Source organism: Caulobacter sp. GW821-FHT10A06 (assembly GCF_059415805.1).
Map to the genome: position 1 here is coordinate 224,279 of NZ_JBWKNY010000004.1, position 15,732 is coordinate 240,010.

Below are 15,732 nucleotides of genomic sequence, written 5' to 3' on the forward strand. Positions count from 1 at the left end.
CCGTCCTGATGGGCAGACCAGCGTGACTATCGAAGTCTTACCGGCCGGACTCCGCCCTGGGGTCCGCGCCCACTCTTGAGTCTTGTCATGACCGAAGAAACCGAAAACGAAATCCCGGCCGCTGAAGACGCGACCACCGAAGACTCCTCCGTCGATATCGATACGACGGTCGAGGCCGCTTCCGCCGATGCGGAAGCCGAGGCCGAAGGCGAAGACGACGGCTCCGACATCGCCGCGGCCGTCGCGGCCCTGGGCCTGAAGTCCATGTCCCTGCAGGAGCTGAAGGAGAAATCCCCGGCCGACCTGCTGGCGTTCGCCGAGACCTTCGAGGTCGAGAACGCCAACTCCATGCGCAAGCAGGACATGATGTTCGCGATCCTGAAGACCCTCGCCGAAGAAGGCGTGGAGATCTCGGGCTCGGGCACCATGGAAGTGGTGCAGGACGGCTTCGGCTTCCTGCGCTCGCCGGAAGCCAACTACCTGCCGGGCCCGGACGACATCTACGTCTCGCCCTCGCAGATCCGGAAGTATGGCCTGCGCACCGGCGACAGCGTCGACGGCGCGATCCGCTCGCCGCGCGAAGGCGAGCGCTACTTCGCCCTGACCAATGTCTCGAAGATCAATTTCGAGAGCCCGGACAACGTCCGTCACAAGGTCCACTTCGACAACCTGACGCCGCTCTATCCCGACGAGCGCCTGCACATGGAACTGCCCGATCCGACCATCAAGGATCGTTCGGGCCGGGTCATCGACATCGTCGCTCCGCTCGGCAAGGGCCAGCGCTGCCTGATCGTCGCCCCGCCGCGCGTGGGTAAGACGGTCATGCTGCAGAACATCGCCAAGTCGATCGAGACCAACCACCCCGAGTGCTACTTGATCGTGCTGCTGATCGACGAGCGCCCGGAAGAAGTCACCGACATGCAGCGCACCGTGAAGGGCGAGGTCATCGCCTCGACCTTCGACGAGCCGGCGACACGCCACGTGCAGGTGGCCGAGATGGTCATCGAGAAGGCCAAGCGCCTGGTCGAGCACAAGCGCGATGTCGTCATCCTGCTGGACTCGGTCACCCGTCTGGGCCGCGCCTACAACACCACGGTCCCGTCGTCGGGCAAGGTGCTGACCGGCGGTGTCGACGCCAACGCCCTGCAGCGCCCCAAGCGCTTCTTCGGCGCGGCGCGGAATGTCGAAGAGGGCGGTTCGCTGTCGATCATTGCCACGGCCCTGATCGACACCGGCAGCCGCATGGACGAAGTGATCTTCGAAGAATTCAAGGGCACCGGTAACTCGGAAATCGTCCTGGACCGCAAGGTTGCCGACAAGCGCATCTTCCCGGCCATCGACGTGCTCAAGTCGGGCACCCGCAAGGAAGAGCTCATCACGCCGCGCGACCAACTGACGAAGACCTACGTCCTGCGCCGCATCCTCAATCCGATGGGCGCGTCGGACGCGATCGAGTTCCTGCTCGACAAGCTGCGTCAGTCCAAGACCAACGGCGACTTCTTCCAGTCGATGAACACCTGAGTCCGACCAGACTCACTGCCGATACGAGAAAGGCCCCGGTTCTACCCGGGGCCTTTTTTGTTGGTCCTACCGCGTTCAGTCTTACGGAATGAGCAGGGTAGCTCCGGTCGTCTTCCGGCCTTCCAGCGCCTCATGCGCCGCACGGGCTTCGGCGAGTGGGAAGGTCTGGCCGATGTCGATCTTCACCGCGCCGGACGCGAGGACGACGAACAGAGCCTCGGCGCTCTCGTCCAACTCCTCGGTCGTGGCGATGTAGTCGAACAGGCGCGGGCGGGTGATGAAGGCCGACTTGGCCGACAGCTCCAGCGGCGCGAACGGGGGGACCGGACCTGAGGCATTGCCGAAGGTGACCAGCACGCCGCGCTTGGCCAAGCTCTTGAAGCTGGCGTCCCAGGTGTCCTTGCCGACGCCGTCATAGACAACCGCGACACCCTTGCCGCCGGTGATCTCGCTGACGCGGGCGGCGACATCTTCCTGGCCGTAGTCGATGACGTGGTCCGCGCCGAGGCTGCGAGCGAGGGCCAGCTTGGCCTCGCCGCCGGCCGTGGCGATCACCGTCGCGCCGAGAGCCTTGCACCACTGAACCAGGATCTGACCGACGCCGCCGGCGGCCGCGTGGATCAGAACCAGGTCGCCAGGTTTCACGTGGAAACACCGGCGGACCAGGAACTCGGCGGTCATGCCCTTGAGCAGGACGGCGGCCGCGGTCTCCAGGCTGACACCTTCTGGAACCTTCACCGCGCGCTCGGCCGGAACGACCGCCGCCTCGGCATAGGCGCCCATGGTCCCGTTGTAGGCGACGCGGTCGCCGACCTGGAACCGGCTGACGCCATCGCCAACGGCCTCGACGATCCCGGCCGCCTCCAGCCCGATCACCACCGGCATCTTCAGCGGGTAGAGACCCGAGCGATGATAGGTGTCGATATAGTTCAGACCGACGGCCTGATGCCGGATCAGGATCTGGCTGGCTGCGGGCGAGGGGACCTCGAGCTGGACGGCCTCGAGCACCTCGGGTCCGCCGGTGCGGACGGCTTGGATCGCCAGCATTACGCCAGGACCTTCTGGAAGAAGGTCAGGCTACGGCCGTTGGCCTTGGCCGCGTCGGCAGCGTCATAGTGTGCGCCGCCCTCGCGCGCGAAGGCGTGGTCGCGGTCGGCATAGGTATGCAGCTCGATCTGCGGGTGATCCTTCAGCGCGGCCAGGATGACCTGCTGGGCTTCCGGGGGCACGAACTGATCCTTCTCGGCGATGTGCATCAGCAGCGGGTGGGTCAGCTTCTCGGCCTCGCCGACATGCTTCTCGATGCCGACGCCGTAGTACGAGACCGAGGCGTCGACGTCGGTGCGGGTCGCGGTCAGGAAGGCCAGCAGGCCGCCCAGGCAATAGCCGACCGCCCCGACCTTGCCGTTGACGCCGGCCAGCGCGCGGGCGGCGGTGATCGTCGCGCCGATATCGGCGACGCCGGTTTCCACGTCGAACGCATTGAACAGTTCGAAGGCCCGCTTCCACTCGGCCTCGGATTTGTCGGTGATGTCGATGCCGGGCTCGATGCGCCAGAACAGGTCGGGCACGATGGCGACATAGCCCTGGGCGGCCAGGCCGTCGGCGATGTCGCGCATCACCTTGTTGACGCCGAAGATCTCCTGGATCACGACGATGGCCGGAGCGTTCTCTGCCTGGGGTCGCGCCACATAGGCCGCGAAGTCGCCGTCGGGCGTGGTGATGGTGAGGGTCTCGCTCATCGGAGCTCTCCGTCCTTTAAGCGTCCCAGAAAAGCGGGACGATGTGACTTTCGACCAAAGCGCTCTAACCTGCGCCGACGGGCTTGCCCCATAACAATATCGTGCCCTGACCGAAGGGAACCACCCGATGAAAATGACCATCGAAATCGACTGCTCGCCCGTCGAGGCGCGGGCCTTTCTAGGCCTTCCGGATGTCAGCGGCTTGAACGAGCATCTGGTCAAGGAGATGCAGAACCGCATGGACGCCAACATGGCCATGCTGGCGCCCGAGGAGCTGATGAAGAACTGGATGGCGTTCGGCACCGGCGCCCAGGAGCAGTTCCGCAAGCTGATGACGGCGGCGGCCGGCGCGGCGGTCGGGAAGCCCTGACGACATGACCGATACGATCTTCGCCCTGGCCACGGCGGCCGGGCGAGCGGCGGTGGCCGTGGTGCGCGTCTCGGGGCCGGCGACCCTGCCGGTCGTCGAAGCCCTCACGGGAAAACCGCCCAAGCCGCGCCTGGCGGCTCTGCGCAAACTGCGCCACCAGGGCGTCGAGCTGGACGAAGCGCTGGTCCTGCGGTTCGAGGGACCGGCCAGCTACACCGGCGAGGACAGCGCCGAGTTTCACGTGCATGGCGGCCGGGCTGTCGTCGAGGCGCTGCTGTCGGCGCTGGTCGACCTGGGCCTGCGCCTGGCCGAGCCGGGCGAGTTCACCCGCCGGGCCTTCGAGAACGGCAAGCTGGACCTGGCCCAGGCCGAGGGTGTCGCCGACCTGATCGACGCCGAGACGGAGGCGCAGCGCAGGCAGGCGCTTGGACAGGTCGGTGGCGCGCTGAGCCAGCGTTACGACCGCTGGCGGGATCTGCTGGTCCAGTCGTTGGCCATGCTAGAAGCCGCCGTCGATTTCCCTGATGAGGACATGCCGGAAGAGGTCGCGGAGCGGGCGCGTCCCGGCCTTCGTACTTTAAGCGCCGAGCTTGAGGCGGCCCTGGCCGATGTTTCCCGTGGACGCCGAGTGCGGGACGGTTTCAGCATCGCCCTGGTAGGTGCGCCGAACGCCGGCAAGAGCACCTTGCTCAACGGACTGGTCGAGCGGGATGCGGCGATCGTCACCGACACGCCCGGCACTACCCGGGACGTGATCGAGGTTCCGCTGGTTCTGGGCGGCTACAAGGTGCTGGTCGCCGATACGGCTGGCATTCGCGAAACGGCCGATGCGATCGAAGCCGAGGGCGTCCGCCGGGCGCGGGCTTGGGCTGAAGATGCTGACCTAAGGCTTTGGGTCGTCGATGGGTTTCACGTGAAACATACAGTGAAGCTTGAGGAGGCAATCCGGCCCGGCGACTGGCTGGTGCTGAACAAAGCCGACATCGCCGACGCCTCGGCATTGGACGAAGCCGAGCAGAAGTGGGCGGGGGAGGGGCTCAACGTCATGCGTCTGTCCGCCCGTTCGAGTGAGGCGATGGACGAGGTTCGTACGGCTCTAGCCGATCATGTCGCTGACGCGCTGTCCGGCGCTGAATTCCCAGCCGCGACCCGACTGCGTCACGCCGAGCGTCTCCGGGAAGCCCGGGACTATCTGGCGCGCGCCCTGTCAGAGGTCGGTCTCGAGGTCGAACTGGCCGCCGAGGATGTGCGGCTGGCGGCCCGGGCGCTCGAGAAGATCACCGGTCGGGTCGACCCCGAAGACGTGCTCGGCCGCGTCTTTTCGACCTTCTGCATCGGCAAGTGATGTTCCACGTGAAACGTCCCCTATATTATCCACAGCGCGCTCACAGCTGGGGTGGGGGTGTTTCACGTGAAACGCCTTTGAGTCACATCGACCGCCTCGCCTGATTGGCGTATATGTCGAGTCCAGCGCCCCCGCCCGTTCGGGGGCGTTCGCATTGAGGCGAAGCTTTTGTCCGATACCTGGGATGTCATTGTCATCGGCGGCGGTCACGCCGGCTGCGAGGCGGCCGCTGCGTCCGCGCGCGCCGGCGTTCGCACCCTGCTGCTGACCCACAAGCTTGAGACCATCGGCGAGATGTCGTGCAACCCGGCCATCGGTGGCCTGGGCAAGGGCCATCTGGTCCGCGAGATCGACGCCCTGGACGGGATCATGGGCCGTCTGGCCGACAAGGCCGGCATCCAGTTCCGGATGCTGAACCGCTCCAAGGGCCCGGCGGTCCGTGGTCCGCGTTCGCAGATCGACCGCAAGCTCTATCGCGAGGCGATGCAGGCCGAGTTGGCCGCCACGCCGAACCTGGACATCATCGCCGCCGCCGCCGAGGACCTGATCGTCGAGGACGGTCGGGTCGCCGGCGCGGTCGACGGGGCAGGGCGGACCTACCGCGCTTCACGTGTAATCCTCACGACCGGCACCTTCCTGAAGGGCGTCATCCATCGGGGCGACGACCGTATCCCGGCCGGCCGCGTCGGCGACCAGCCGTCGATCGGTCTGGCGGATCGTCTTTATGGTCTCGACTTCCAGATGGGCCGTCTGAAGACCGGCACGCCCGCGCGCCTGGACGGCAAGACCATCGCCTGGGACCAGCTGGAGAGCCAGGCGGCCGACGAGCAGCCGGTCCCGTTCTCGTACCTGACCGACAAGATCGACGTGCCGCAGATCGCCTGCGGCGTCACCTTCACCACCGAAGAGACCCACCGGATCATCGCCGAGCGCATCGGCGAGTCGCTGGTCTATAGCGGCCGCGCCACGGGGATCGGTCCACGCTATTGCCCGTCGATCGAGGACAAGGTCGTCCGTTTCGCCGACAAGACCAGCCACCAAATCTTCCTGGAGCCGGAAGGCCTGGACGACGACACGGTCTATCCGAACGGCATTTCCACGTCGGTCTCCGAAGAGACCCAGCTGCTGTTCCTGCGCACGATCCCCGGCCTCGAGAAGGTCGAGGTGATCCGCTACGGCTATGCGATCGAATACGACTATGTCGATCCGCGCGAGCTCTTCGCCACGCTGGAGACCAAGCGCCTGCCGGGCCTGTACCTGGCCGGCCAGATCAACGGCACCACGGGTTATGAAGAGGCGGGGGCGCAAGGCCTGGTCGCCGGCCTGAACGCGGCCCTGGCCGTGCAGGGCAGGGAGCGCGCCGTCTTCGCCCGCGACGAAGCCTATATCGGCGTGATGATCGACGACCTGGTCACCCGGGGCGTCACCGAGCCGTATCGCATGTTCACCAGCCGGGCCGAGTTCCGCCTGACCCTGCGCGCCGACAATGCCGACCAGCGCCTGACCGATCGTGGGATCGACCTGGGCGTGGTCGGCGAGACCCGCGCCAAGGCCTGGACCGAGAAGAAGGGTCGCCTGGAGGCGGCCCGCGCCTTCGCACGTTCGGTCACCCTGACCCCGAACGAGGCGGTGAAGGCCGGCTTCAAGGTCAACAGCGACGGCGTCCGCCGCGACGTCTTCGCCATGCTGGCCTATCCGGATGTGACCCTCGACGACCTGGGCCGCCTCTGGCCCGAAGTTTTCACGTGGAACACTGACGTCCGCGAGCAGATCGAGATCGAGGCGGCCTATGCCGGCTATCTGGATCGCCAACGCGCCGACGCCGAGTCGCTGCGCAAGGATGAGGATCTGCGCCTGCCGGCTGACCTGGATTATGCCGACATCGGCAGCTTGTCGAACGAAGTGCGCGAGAAGCTCCAGCGCGTTCGCCCTATGACTCTGGGCCAGGCGGCCCGGATCGAGGGTGTGACCCCGGGCGCTCTGACCGCTCTGCTCGCTCATGTGAGGCGCGGCCGTGCAGCCTGATCTTATCGTGACGGCTGAACCCCCGGTGCTGGACGCGGCTGGTTACCAAGCCCTTACCGGCGCATCTGATGCCCAGATGGCCGAGCTGGCCCGCTTCAAGGAACTGCTGGCCGAGTGGAACGCAGTGATGAACCTGGTCGGTCCGCTGACCATCGACACCTATTGGACCCGCCACGCCCTGGACAGCTCGCAGCTGCTGGCGCTGGCGCCCGACGCGGTGACCTGGGCCGACCTGGGCGCCGGCGCGGGTTTGCCCGGCGTGGTGCTGGCCATACTGCTGAAGGGTAGGGCTGGAGCCAAGGTTCACCTGGTCGAGTCGATGGCAAAGCGCTGCCGCTTCCTCGAGGTGGTCGCCAAGGATCTCGACCTGCCGGTCGAGATCCATAATGTCCGAGCCGAAGAGTTGAAGCTGAAGGTCGACGTCGTTACCGCGCGGGCCTGCGCGCCGATGACCAAGCTGCTCGGCTTCGCCGAACCCTATCTGTATCGCGGCGCGACGGGCCTGTTCCTCAAAGGGCAGGACGTCGCTGCGGAACTGACCGAGGCCTCCAAGGCCTGGGCATTCGCCAGCGAACTGAGCACCAGTCAAAGCGACCCCCGTGGCCGCATCGTTCAAGTGAAGAGGCTTTCCCGTGTCCGCTAATCCTCTCCGCGTCCTGGCCATCGCCAACCAGAAGGGCGGGGTCGGCAAGACCACGACCGCCATCAACCTGGGCACCGCCCTGGCCGCTTGCGGTGAGCGCGTGCTGCTGATCGACGCCGACCCGCAGGGCAACTGTTCCACGGGGTTGGGCATCACCCGCGTCCAGCGCCGGACCACGCTGTACGACGTGCTGATGGGCGAGTCGCCGGTGGTGGACGCCGCCGTGCGGACCGAACTGCCCGGCCTGGACGTCATCCCGGCCGACGCCGACCTGTCGGGCGTAGAGATCGAACTGGGCCAGACCGCCCGCCGGTCGTACCGCCTGCGCGACGCCCTGGAGTCGATCCGCGTCAACGGCCCCTACACCTATGTGCTGATCGACTGCCCGCCGTCGCTGAACGTGCTGACCGTCAACGCCATGACCGCCGCCGACGCGGTGTTCGTGCCGCTGCAGTGCGAGTTCTTCGCCCTGGAAGGCCTGACCCAACTGATGCGCACCATCGAGCGCATCCGCGGCAGCCTGAACCCGCGCCTGGAGATCCAGGGTGTGGTGCTGACCATGTACGACCGCCGCAACAGCCTGTCCGAACAGGTGGCCCGTGATGTCCGGGAGTACTTCGGCGACAAGGTCTATGACGCGGTCATCCCGCGGAATGTGCGGGTCTCGGAGGCGCCGTCGTTCGGTAAGCCCGTCCTGCTGTATGACCTGAAGTGCGCCGGCAGCCAGGCCTACCTGAAGCTGGCCCGCGAGGTGATCAGCCGCGAACGCGATCGCCAGGCCCAGGCCGCTTAAGCCGATTTCTGAGTAACGACCCGAGTTTGTACGAGAAGAAGAATGGAGTCTGTGGTGGCTGAGGCTGGTGGTTCCGAGGGGCGTCGTGGTCTGGGGCGTGGTCTGTCGGCCCTGTTGGGCGAGGTCGAGAACGCGCCGGCTCAGGCGCCGAGCGACAACACGGCCGGTTCGCGCGAAGCGCCGATCGAGATCCTGAAGCGTAATCCCGACCAGCCGCGCCGCACCTTCCGCGAGGAAGACCTGGAGGACCTTTCCAACTCGATCCGTGAGAAGGGCGTCCTGCAGCCGATCCTGGTGCGTCCCGCGCCCGGCTCTCCGGGGGAATACCAGATCGTCGCCGGCGAACGCCGCTGGCGCGCCGCCCAGCGCGCGGGCCTGCGCACCGTGCCGATCATGGTGCGCGAGCTGGACGATCTGGCGGTGCTGGAAATCGGCATCATCGAGAACGTCCAGCGCGCCGACCTGAACATCCTGGAAGAAGCGCTCTCCTACAAAGTGCTGATGGAGAAGTTCGAGCGCACCCAGGAGAACATCGCCCAGACCATCGGCAAGAGCCGCAGCCACGTGGCCAACACCATGCGCCTGCTGGCCCTACCCGACGAGGTGCAGTCGTACCTGGTCAGCGGCGAGCTGTCGGCCGGTCATGCCCGCGCCATCGCCGCCGCGGCCGACCCGGTCGCCCTGGCCAAGCAGATCATCGAAGGCGGCCTGTCCGTCCGTGAGACCGAGGCCCTGGCCCGCAAGGCGCCGACCGCGACGCCGAACAAGAACAAGGGCGGCCGTCCGCCGCGCGTGAAGGACACCGACACCCAGGCCCTCGAGGCCGACCTGTCGTCGGTCCTGGGCCTGGACGTCTCGATCGACCATCGCGGCGCTGGCGGCGCCCTGACGATCAGCTACGCGACGCTCGAGCAGCTGGACGACCTCTGCAATCGGCTGAGCCGGGGGGTCTGATCAGACGCACGGAAACGCGTGCGTTTGAGCGGTTTTCGGGCCTGAAAACGGCGCTCTAAAATTGCCTCTGTCGCGCACCAAGCGGCGCCTTTCCGTACTCCGGGAGGCGCCGTTTTCGTGAGAGGAGGGCGGCTTGAGTCCGATCAGACTCCAAACCCTTGTGCTGTAAGGCTTTCCTCGAAACCATCCACAGCGGCGCAAACCGCCTATTTTGGCGGATTCTAGAGCCCTACAGCCCCAACCGCCGCGCGCGGCCCGCGATCATCAGCGCCAGGCGCTCGGAGATCAGTTGGTCGGGCGAGCCGGAGGTCTTGCAGGCGCGGTCGGCGGCTAGGACCTCGCCCTGGATCTCGAGGATGGCTTCCAGGTTCCAGGCGCGGGCCTGGCGCAGGAACTCGCGCTCCTGTTTCCAGAAGACGCCGGAGGCCTTGGCGGCCGCCTGCAGGTCGACGCCGTTCTTGTGCAGGGTCAGGACCCGGCGCAGGCGGTTCAGATAGTAGCTGATGGCCCGCACGGCGGCGGGACCGCCTTCGCCCTCGGCGGCGGCGCGGCGCAGGGCCTGCTGGGCGAGACCGGCCTTACCCCCAAACGCATCGGCGGCGGCGTCGCTGAGCGAGGCTTCGGGTTCCACGCCCAGGAAGTCGGTCAGGTCGGCGGCGGTGGCCGTGATGCCGCTGCCCGGGCCGAGGTACAGCGCCAGGCGCTCGATCTCGGCCCGGGCCACGCCGCGCTCCTTGGGCAGGCGCGAGACGAAAAGGTCCAGGGCCTCGCTGTTGAGGCCGACCTTGTCGTTGGCCAGGGTGTCACGGGCCAGGCGGGCCAGGTCGCCGGCTTCATCCTCGTAGCAGGGGATGACGGCGCAGCCATTGGCCTTCTCGCCGACTTTGCGTAGCAGGGAGTTGCGGTCCAGCGCCCCGGCCTCGACCAGGAAGAAGGCGTCGGGGTTCAGTTGGCCCTCGACATGGCGGGTCAGGGCCTCGGAGGCCTGCTTGTCGGGTCCGGCCTTGTCGCCGTTCAGGCGCAGGCGCACCAGGCGCCGGCCGCCCATCAGCGACATGGCCGACAGCTCGTCTTCCAGCTTGGCCGGATCGGCGTCCAGGTCGCCGTCGGTCAGCATCGCGGTGTCGAAGGGGTCGTCCGGGCGCTCGACCACGCGCTTGGCCAGGGCGTTGGCGCGATCGCGCACCACGCCCCGGTCCTTGCCGTAGATGACCACGGCCCGGATGTCCGGGGTCGGCTCCCGCAGGAAGCGTTCGACGTCCGGACGCTTGGAGAGGATCATCGGGCCTTAAGCCCGCTTCTTCTTGCCGCCCGCCAGCCAGGTGGCCAGATCCAGCTGGATCTTGCGGGCGACCTCGGCCGCCGCGCGCTCCTGGCCGTCGTTCTGGGCCGCGATGGCCGCGTAGGGCTGGTCGGCCGAGTCGTAGGTCACCGAGACGTCGGTGACGCCCTTATAGGCCTCGCCGCCGGTCGCGACCTCGATCAGGCGCCAGGTGACGATCATCTTCAGCTCGTAGCGGTTGGCCGTGTTGTCCAGGCGCACGCCGCGGGCGAAGCGCTGTTCGTTGACCGACAGCAGCAGCTTGTAGGCGGTCGGATCGCCGGCGCGGTGGGCCAGGGCGTCGTCCAGCTGCTCGCGCAGCAGGTAGCCGCCACGGCCCTCGGACGCGACCGTCTCGATGCTGGAAAGTCCGCCCTCGACGCCCGGACGGCCATACAGCGGCGTGAAGCCGGCGCAAGCCGAGAGCGCGAGGGTCGAGAGGGCGAGAGCGGCCGCCGCCAGGGTGCGTTTCATCAGTCTCAGTTGGCCACGATGTTGATGATCCGGTCCTTCACCACGATCACCTTGCGGACCGTGAGGCCCTCAAGGTGGGCCATGACGTTGGGATCCGCCAGAGCGATTTTCTGGACCTCGTCCTCGGGGGCGCCGGCTTTCACCTTCACCTCGCCGCGACGCTTGCCGTTGATCTGGATGGGCAGGACGCGCTCGTCGTCCGCGGCCAGGGCCGGGTCGGCCTTGGGCCAGGGCGCGTTCACGACCATGCCTTCGCCGCCGATCGACGCCCAGGCTTCCTCGGCCAGGTGGGGCGTGAAGGGGGCGACCAGGCGGGCCAGGATGTTCAGGGCTTCCTTGCGGGCCGCCAGCACGCCTTGGGAGGCGCCTTCAGCCGGAGCGGTCTTCAGGGCATTCAGGAACTCGTACAGGCGCGCCACGCCGCTGTTGAAGCGGAAGCCCTCGATGCTGTCGGTCACAAAGCCGATCAGCTTGTGGGCCGACTTGCGCAGGGCCACGGCGGCCTCGTCGCTGTCGTCGTGGGCGAAGTCGCCGGCCGGTTGACTGTCGAACTCGTTCCACAGGCGGTGCGTGAAGCGCCATGAACCCTCGACGCCCGAGTTGGTCCACTGGACGTCGCGCTCGGGCGGGCTGTCGCTCATCACGAACAGGCGCGCGCTGTCGACGCCGTAGGCTTCGAAGATGTCCTCGGGGGCGACGACGTTCTTCTTGGACTTCGACATCTTCTCGACGTCGCCGATGATGATCGGTGCGCCGGTCGTGGCGTGAACCGCCGACCGGTTGTTACCCTCGACCGTGATGCGGATGTCCGACGGCTCGACCCACTCGCCGGCCTCGTTCTTGTAGGCCTCGTGGGTGACCATGCCTTGCGTGAAGAGGCCCGCGAACGGCTCTTCGACCGACAGCAGGTTCTCGTCCTTCAGGGCGCGGGTGATGAAGCGCGCGTACAGCAGGTGCAGGATCGCGTGCTCGACGCCGCCGATATACTGGTCGACGGCCATCCAGTAGTCGGCCGCGGCCTTGCCCACCGGCTCGTCGGCCGTCGGATCGGCGAAGCGGGCGAAGTACCAGCTCGAGTCGATGAACGTATCCAGCGTGTCGGTCTCGCGCTCGGCGCGGCCGCCGCACGAGGGGCAGCTGGTGTGACGCCAGGTCGGGTGACGCAGCAGCGGGTTGCCCGGCTTGTCGAAGGTGACGTCGTCGGGCAGGGCGACCGGCAGCTGGTCTTCCGGCACTGGCACGACGCCGCAGTCGGCGCAGTGGATCACCGGGATCGGGCAGCCCCAGTAGCGCTGACGCGAGACGCCCCAGTCGCGCAGGCGATAGACGGTCGCGCCCTGGCCCTGGCCGGCCGCTTCGATGCGGCTGACCGCTTCAGCCTTGGCGGCCTCGATGTCCAGGCCGTCCAGGAATTCCGAATTGTAGATCTTGCCGGGGCCGACATAGGCCTCCTTGCCGACCTGGAAAGTCGCGGCGTCCTCACCGTTGGGCAGCACCACCGGCAGGACCGGCAGGTCGTACTTGCGGGCGAAGTCCAGGTCGCGCTGGTCATGGGCCGGGCAGGCGAAGATCGCGCCGGTGCCGTAGTCCATCAGGATGAAGTTGGCGATCCAGACGGGCAGGGTGATCGACGGGTCCAGCGGGTGCTGCACCCGCAGGCCGGTATCGTAGCCCAGCTTCTCGGCGCTCTCGATCTCGGCTTCCGAGGTGCCGCCCTTGCGGCAGTCGGCGATGAACTGCTGGACCTCGGGATTCTCGATGCCCAGGCGTTCGGCCAGCGGATGCTCGGGCGCAATGCCGACGAAGCTGGCGCCGAACAGGGTATCGGGACGGGTGGTGTAGACCTCCAGCCCGTCGGCCATGCCGTCGGGAGCCTCACCCTCGAATTGGAACTTGAACCGCAGGCCCTTGGAGCGGCCGATCCAGTTCTCCTGCATCAGGCGAACCTTGTCGGGCCAGCGGTCCAGGGTCTTCAGGCCCTCGATCAGGTCGTCGGCATATTGGGTGATGCGCAGGAACCACTGGGTCAGCTTGCGCTTCTCGACCGTCGCGCCCGAGCGCCAGCCCTTGCCGTCGATGACCTGCTCGTTGGCCAGGACGGTCATGTCGACCGGGTCCCAGTTGACCGAGGCTTCCTTGCGATAGACCAGGCCGCGCTTCAGCAGGCGCAGGAACCAGGCCTGCTGCTTGCCGTAATATTCCGGGTCGCAGGTGGCGAACTCGCGCGACCAGTCGACCGAAATGCCCAGCGACTTCAGCTGCTCGCGCATGGCGGCGATGTTGTCGTAGGTCCAGCCCTTGGGGTGGACGCCGCGCTCCATGGCCGCGTTCTCGGCGGGCATGCCGAAGGCGTCCCAACCCATCGGGTGCAGGACGTTGAAGCCTTGCGCGCGCTTGTAGCGGGCCACCACGTCGCCCATGGCGTAGTTGCGGACGTGGCCCATGTGGATGCGGCCCGACGGATACGGGAACATCTCGAGCACGTAGTATTTCGGACGGCCGTCGTTGATCTCGCCGGTCTTGAAGACGTCGGCCTTCGCCCAGGCTTCACGCCACTTGGGTTCGGTGTCTTTGGGATTGTAGCGGGCCATCGGAAACCAGGTGTCTAGATGCGGAAAAGCGCCCCGAAGGCGAGTCCGCAACGAACGTAAGCGGTTTCGCGGCCGGAGCGCGCAGAGAAATAGGAGGGCGGGGTCCCTTTCGCTCGGAAAGAGACCCCGAAGAGCCTTAGCCCTTGATGTTCGAAAGTCGGAGCTGACGCGCGCGGGTCAGGATCGCGTTCTCGATGTCGGTGGCGGTCTGGTCGGCGACCGGAGCGTCGACCCAGTTACCGGTGATGTCCTTGGACTGCTTGAACACCGTGACGTTCAGGCCGTCGGCGCGCAGGCGGGTGTCCAGGATGTAGACCGTCGCCTTGAAGCGCTCGGCCGGGGTTTCCGGGTTCACGTACCAGTCGGTGACGATCACGCCGCCGTACGGGTCGGCCGAGGCCAGCGGCATGAAGGCCAGGGTGTCCAGGCTCGCGCGCCACAGATAACCGTTGACGCCGATGCCCGCCTCGCTGGGGGCAGCCTTGTTGCCGCCGCCGAAGCGCTTGAACGGGTTGAGGCCCGGCTCGTCGCTCTGCGTGGAAAACGTCTTGGGGGGCTTGCTGCTGGCGCATGCGGTCATGCCCAGCATCGACAGAGCCAGGACGCCCGCGGCGACGCCGCGCATCACAGACCCACGCTCAAACGCCATAGTACCTCGCTCCAATGTATCGCCGTTCCTGGCGCGCCCCCGCGGCCGGGAGCCGGTCTATAGCATGGCTACGCCGCCTCAAAACAGGAATCGCGTGACCTCATCGACACAGGAGTCGATTGAATCGCTCAATTCAGCCCGAAGTGCGACCAAACCCCGGTTGACCGCGTTCCGGCCAAGCCTTTAATCGCAAATCAAGGGGCTCAATCCTATATGGAGCGAGTGGGGACATTGTATAGGCGGCGAGTAGCGATGGTCGCGAAGCGTTATTTCCTGGCGGGTGCAGCCGCGCTGATCCTTACCGGATCGGCGGCGACGGCGTTTGCCCAGGCCAAGCCGCATGCTGTCGCCCCCGATTTCTCGGTCAAGAACGACTTCACCAGCGCGCCGGTCGGCGTCCAATACCCGACCGACGACAAGCGCACGCTGAAGTGGGACGCCAAGAAGGGCCGCTGGGGCCTCAAGCTCGACCTGGACCAGCCGTCCAGCCGCGAGATGGAATTGCAGGACGTCCAGGCCGGGGCCTATTTCAAGGTCACCCCGTCGATCCGCGTCGGCGGCGCCGTCAGCCTCGGCGAAACCAACCCGGCCCTGGCCGCCCGCAAGGCCCAGCAGGCCGAGCCGGCGCCCCGCGTGCGCCTGGAAACGGCCTTCAAGTTCTAGAAACCGTCAGCCGGCGAGCGCTTCGACCGCCGCCATCCCGACGATTCCGCTGCCGATCAGCTGCGTGACCGTGCGCGCTCGTACGCCGCCCAGAGCGTAGACCGGCAGGGCCGTGGCCGCGACCAGGTCCTTCAGGCCCTCGATCCCCAAAGGTTCGCCCGCCGACGGGCTGTTGCTGGCAAAGACCGGCGAGACCACGACCGCGTCGGCGCCCGCGCGCTGCGCCGCCTGGACGGCCAGTACATCGTGGGCGGCGGCGGTGATCAGCCAGCGGGCGTGCTCGGCGCGCAGGCGCGGGATCGCGGCGACGCTGGCTTCGGGCAGGTGCAGGCCGTCCGCGCCAATGCCCTCGGCCAGGCCGGCATGGGCTCCGGCCAGAAGGATCAGGCCGCGTGCGTCGGCGATGGCCCGCAGGCGGCGGCCTTGGTCGACCGCGTCCTCGGCTCCAAAGGCCCGGAAGACGATCCCAGCCCCAGCCGGCAGCCGCTCGGCCACGGCTTCGGGGTTCGAGACCCGCGCGGGATCGGTAAAGAACAGCAGGGCCGGCAGCGTCTTGCCGCGCGCGGTCCTTGGCGGGAAGGCCGTCGCCGCACTAGACAGGAGTTCCAGTTCGCTCACGTTTCCGTCCAAGGCCACACCCC

At 67.1% G+C, this 15,732-nt stretch carries 15 protein-coding genes; 8 read left to right on the plus strand and 7 right to left on the minus strand.

Annotation, left to right across the window (positions count from 1 at the left end):
- Window positions 1–87 precede the first annotated feature (87 nt).
- A complete protein-coding gene (gene rho, locus AC07NF_RS12540; RefSeq protein WP_492816152.1) occupies window positions 88–1,521 on the plus strand; it encodes a transcription termination factor Rho in 1,434 nt (477 codons plus the stop codon).
- An 81-nt stretch (window positions 1,522–1,602) separates the two neighbouring features.
- On the opposite strand, the gene AC07NF_RS12545 is transcribed toward rho, so the two are convergent.
- Window positions 1,603–2,568 carry a quinone oxidoreductase family protein gene (locus AC07NF_RS12545; RefSeq protein ID WP_494626292.1) on the minus strand — a complete coding sequence of 322 codons (966 nt, stop codon included), beginning with the start codon at window positions 2,566–2,568 and terminating at the stop codon, window positions 1,603–1,605.
- On the minus strand, window positions 2,568–3,263 hold the full coding sequence (locus tag AC07NF_RS12550) for a dienelactone hydrolase family protein (protein WP_494626294.1): 696 nt from the start codon (window positions 3,261–3,263) through the stop codon (window positions 2,568–2,570). The genes AC07NF_RS12545 and AC07NF_RS12550 overlap by 1 nt, the downstream gene beginning before the upstream one ends.
- 127 nt (window positions 3,264–3,390) lie before the next feature.
- On the opposite strand from AC07NF_RS12550, the gene AC07NF_RS12555 reads away from it, so the two are divergent.
- From AC07NF_RS12555 to AC07NF_RS12580, 6 genes are all read left to right on the plus strand, one after another.
- On the plus strand, window positions 3,391–3,633 hold the full coding sequence (locus AC07NF_RS12555) for a DUF6489 family protein (RefSeq protein WP_454718555.1): 243 nt from the start codon (window positions 3,391–3,393) through the stop codon (window positions 3,631–3,633).
- A 4-nt stretch (window positions 3,634–3,637) separates the two neighbouring features.
- On the plus strand, window positions 3,638–4,978 hold the full coding sequence (gene mnmE / locus AC07NF_RS12560; RefSeq protein ID WP_494626297.1) for a tRNA uridine-5-carboxymethylaminomethyl(34) synthesis GTPase MnmE: 1,341 nt from the start codon (window positions 3,638–3,640) through the stop codon (window positions 4,976–4,978).
- A 168-nt stretch (window positions 4,979–5,146) separates the two neighbouring features.
- On the plus strand, window positions 5,147–7,003 hold the full coding sequence (gene mnmG, locus AC07NF_RS12565) for a tRNA uridine-5-carboxymethylaminomethyl(34) synthesis enzyme MnmG (protein ID WP_494626299.1): 1,857 nt from the start codon (window positions 5,147–5,149) through the stop codon (window positions 7,001–7,003).
- Window positions 6,993–7,646: a 16S rRNA (guanine(527)-N(7))-methyltransferase RsmG gene (gene rsmG / locus AC07NF_RS12570; RefSeq protein WP_494626300.1), complete on the plus strand. Its 654-nt coding sequence runs from the start codon at window positions 6,993–6,995 to the stop codon at window positions 7,644–7,646. Before mnmG ends, rsmG begins: the two co-directional genes overlap by 11 nt.
- Window positions 7,636–8,439: a ParA family protein gene (locus AC07NF_RS12575; protein ID WP_492816138.1), complete on the plus strand. Its 804-nt coding sequence runs from the start codon at window positions 7,636–7,638 to the stop codon at window positions 8,437–8,439. Before rsmG ends, AC07NF_RS12575 begins: the two co-directional genes overlap by 11 nt.
- Before the next feature lie 42 nt (window positions 8,440–8,481).
- Entirely contained in the window at window positions 8,482–9,393 is a 912-nt protein-coding gene (locus AC07NF_RS12580; protein ID WP_454718560.1) for a ParB/RepB/Spo0J family partition protein, read from the plus strand.
- A gap of 229 nt (window positions 9,394–9,622) precedes the next feature.
- Here the strand turns inward: AC07NF_RS12580 and holA are convergent, their stop codons facing one another.
- The 4 genes from holA to AC07NF_RS12600 form a co-directional block, all read right to left on the minus strand.
- Window positions 9,623–10,675 carry a DNA polymerase III subunit delta gene (holA, locus tag AC07NF_RS12585; protein WP_492816136.1) on the minus strand — a complete coding sequence of 351 codons (1,053 nt, stop codon included), beginning with the start codon at window positions 10,673–10,675 and terminating at the stop codon, window positions 9,623–9,625.
- A gap of 6 nt (window positions 10,676–10,681) precedes the next feature.
- A complete protein-coding gene (gene lptE / locus AC07NF_RS12590; RefSeq protein ID WP_492816134.1) occupies window positions 10,682–11,188 on the minus strand; it encodes an LPS assembly lipoprotein LptE in 507 nt (168 codons plus the stop codon).
- 5 nt (window positions 11,189–11,193) lie between these two features.
- Window positions 11,194–13,779: a leucine--tRNA ligase gene (gene leuS / locus AC07NF_RS12595; RefSeq protein WP_494626301.1), complete on the minus strand. Its 2,586-nt coding sequence runs from the start codon at window positions 13,777–13,779 to the stop codon at window positions 11,194–11,196.
- Window positions 13,780–13,915: 136 nt separating this feature from the next.
- Entirely contained in the window at window positions 13,916–14,443 is a 528-nt protein-coding gene (locus AC07NF_RS12600; protein ID WP_492816130.1) for a DUF3576 domain-containing protein, read from the minus strand.
- A gap of 237 nt (window positions 14,444–14,680) precedes the next feature.
- Here AC07NF_RS12600 and AC07NF_RS12605 point away from each other — a divergent pair, with 237 nt between their 5' ends.
- Window positions 14,681–15,091, plus strand: a complete 411-nt coding sequence (locus AC07NF_RS12605) for an NtrZ family periplasmic regulatory protein (RefSeq protein WP_494626304.1) — start codon at window positions 14,681–14,683, stop codon at window positions 15,089–15,091.
- A gap of 6 nt (window positions 15,092–15,097) precedes the next feature.
- Here AC07NF_RS12605 and AC07NF_RS12610 read toward each other — a convergent pair whose 3' ends face one another.
- Window positions 15,098–15,721 (minus strand): thiamine phosphate synthase, encoded by a 624-nt coding sequence (locus AC07NF_RS12610; RefSeq protein ID WP_494626306.1) that lies wholly within the window; start codon window positions 15,719–15,721, stop codon window positions 15,098–15,100.
- Window positions 15,722–15,732 lie beyond the last annotated feature (11 nt).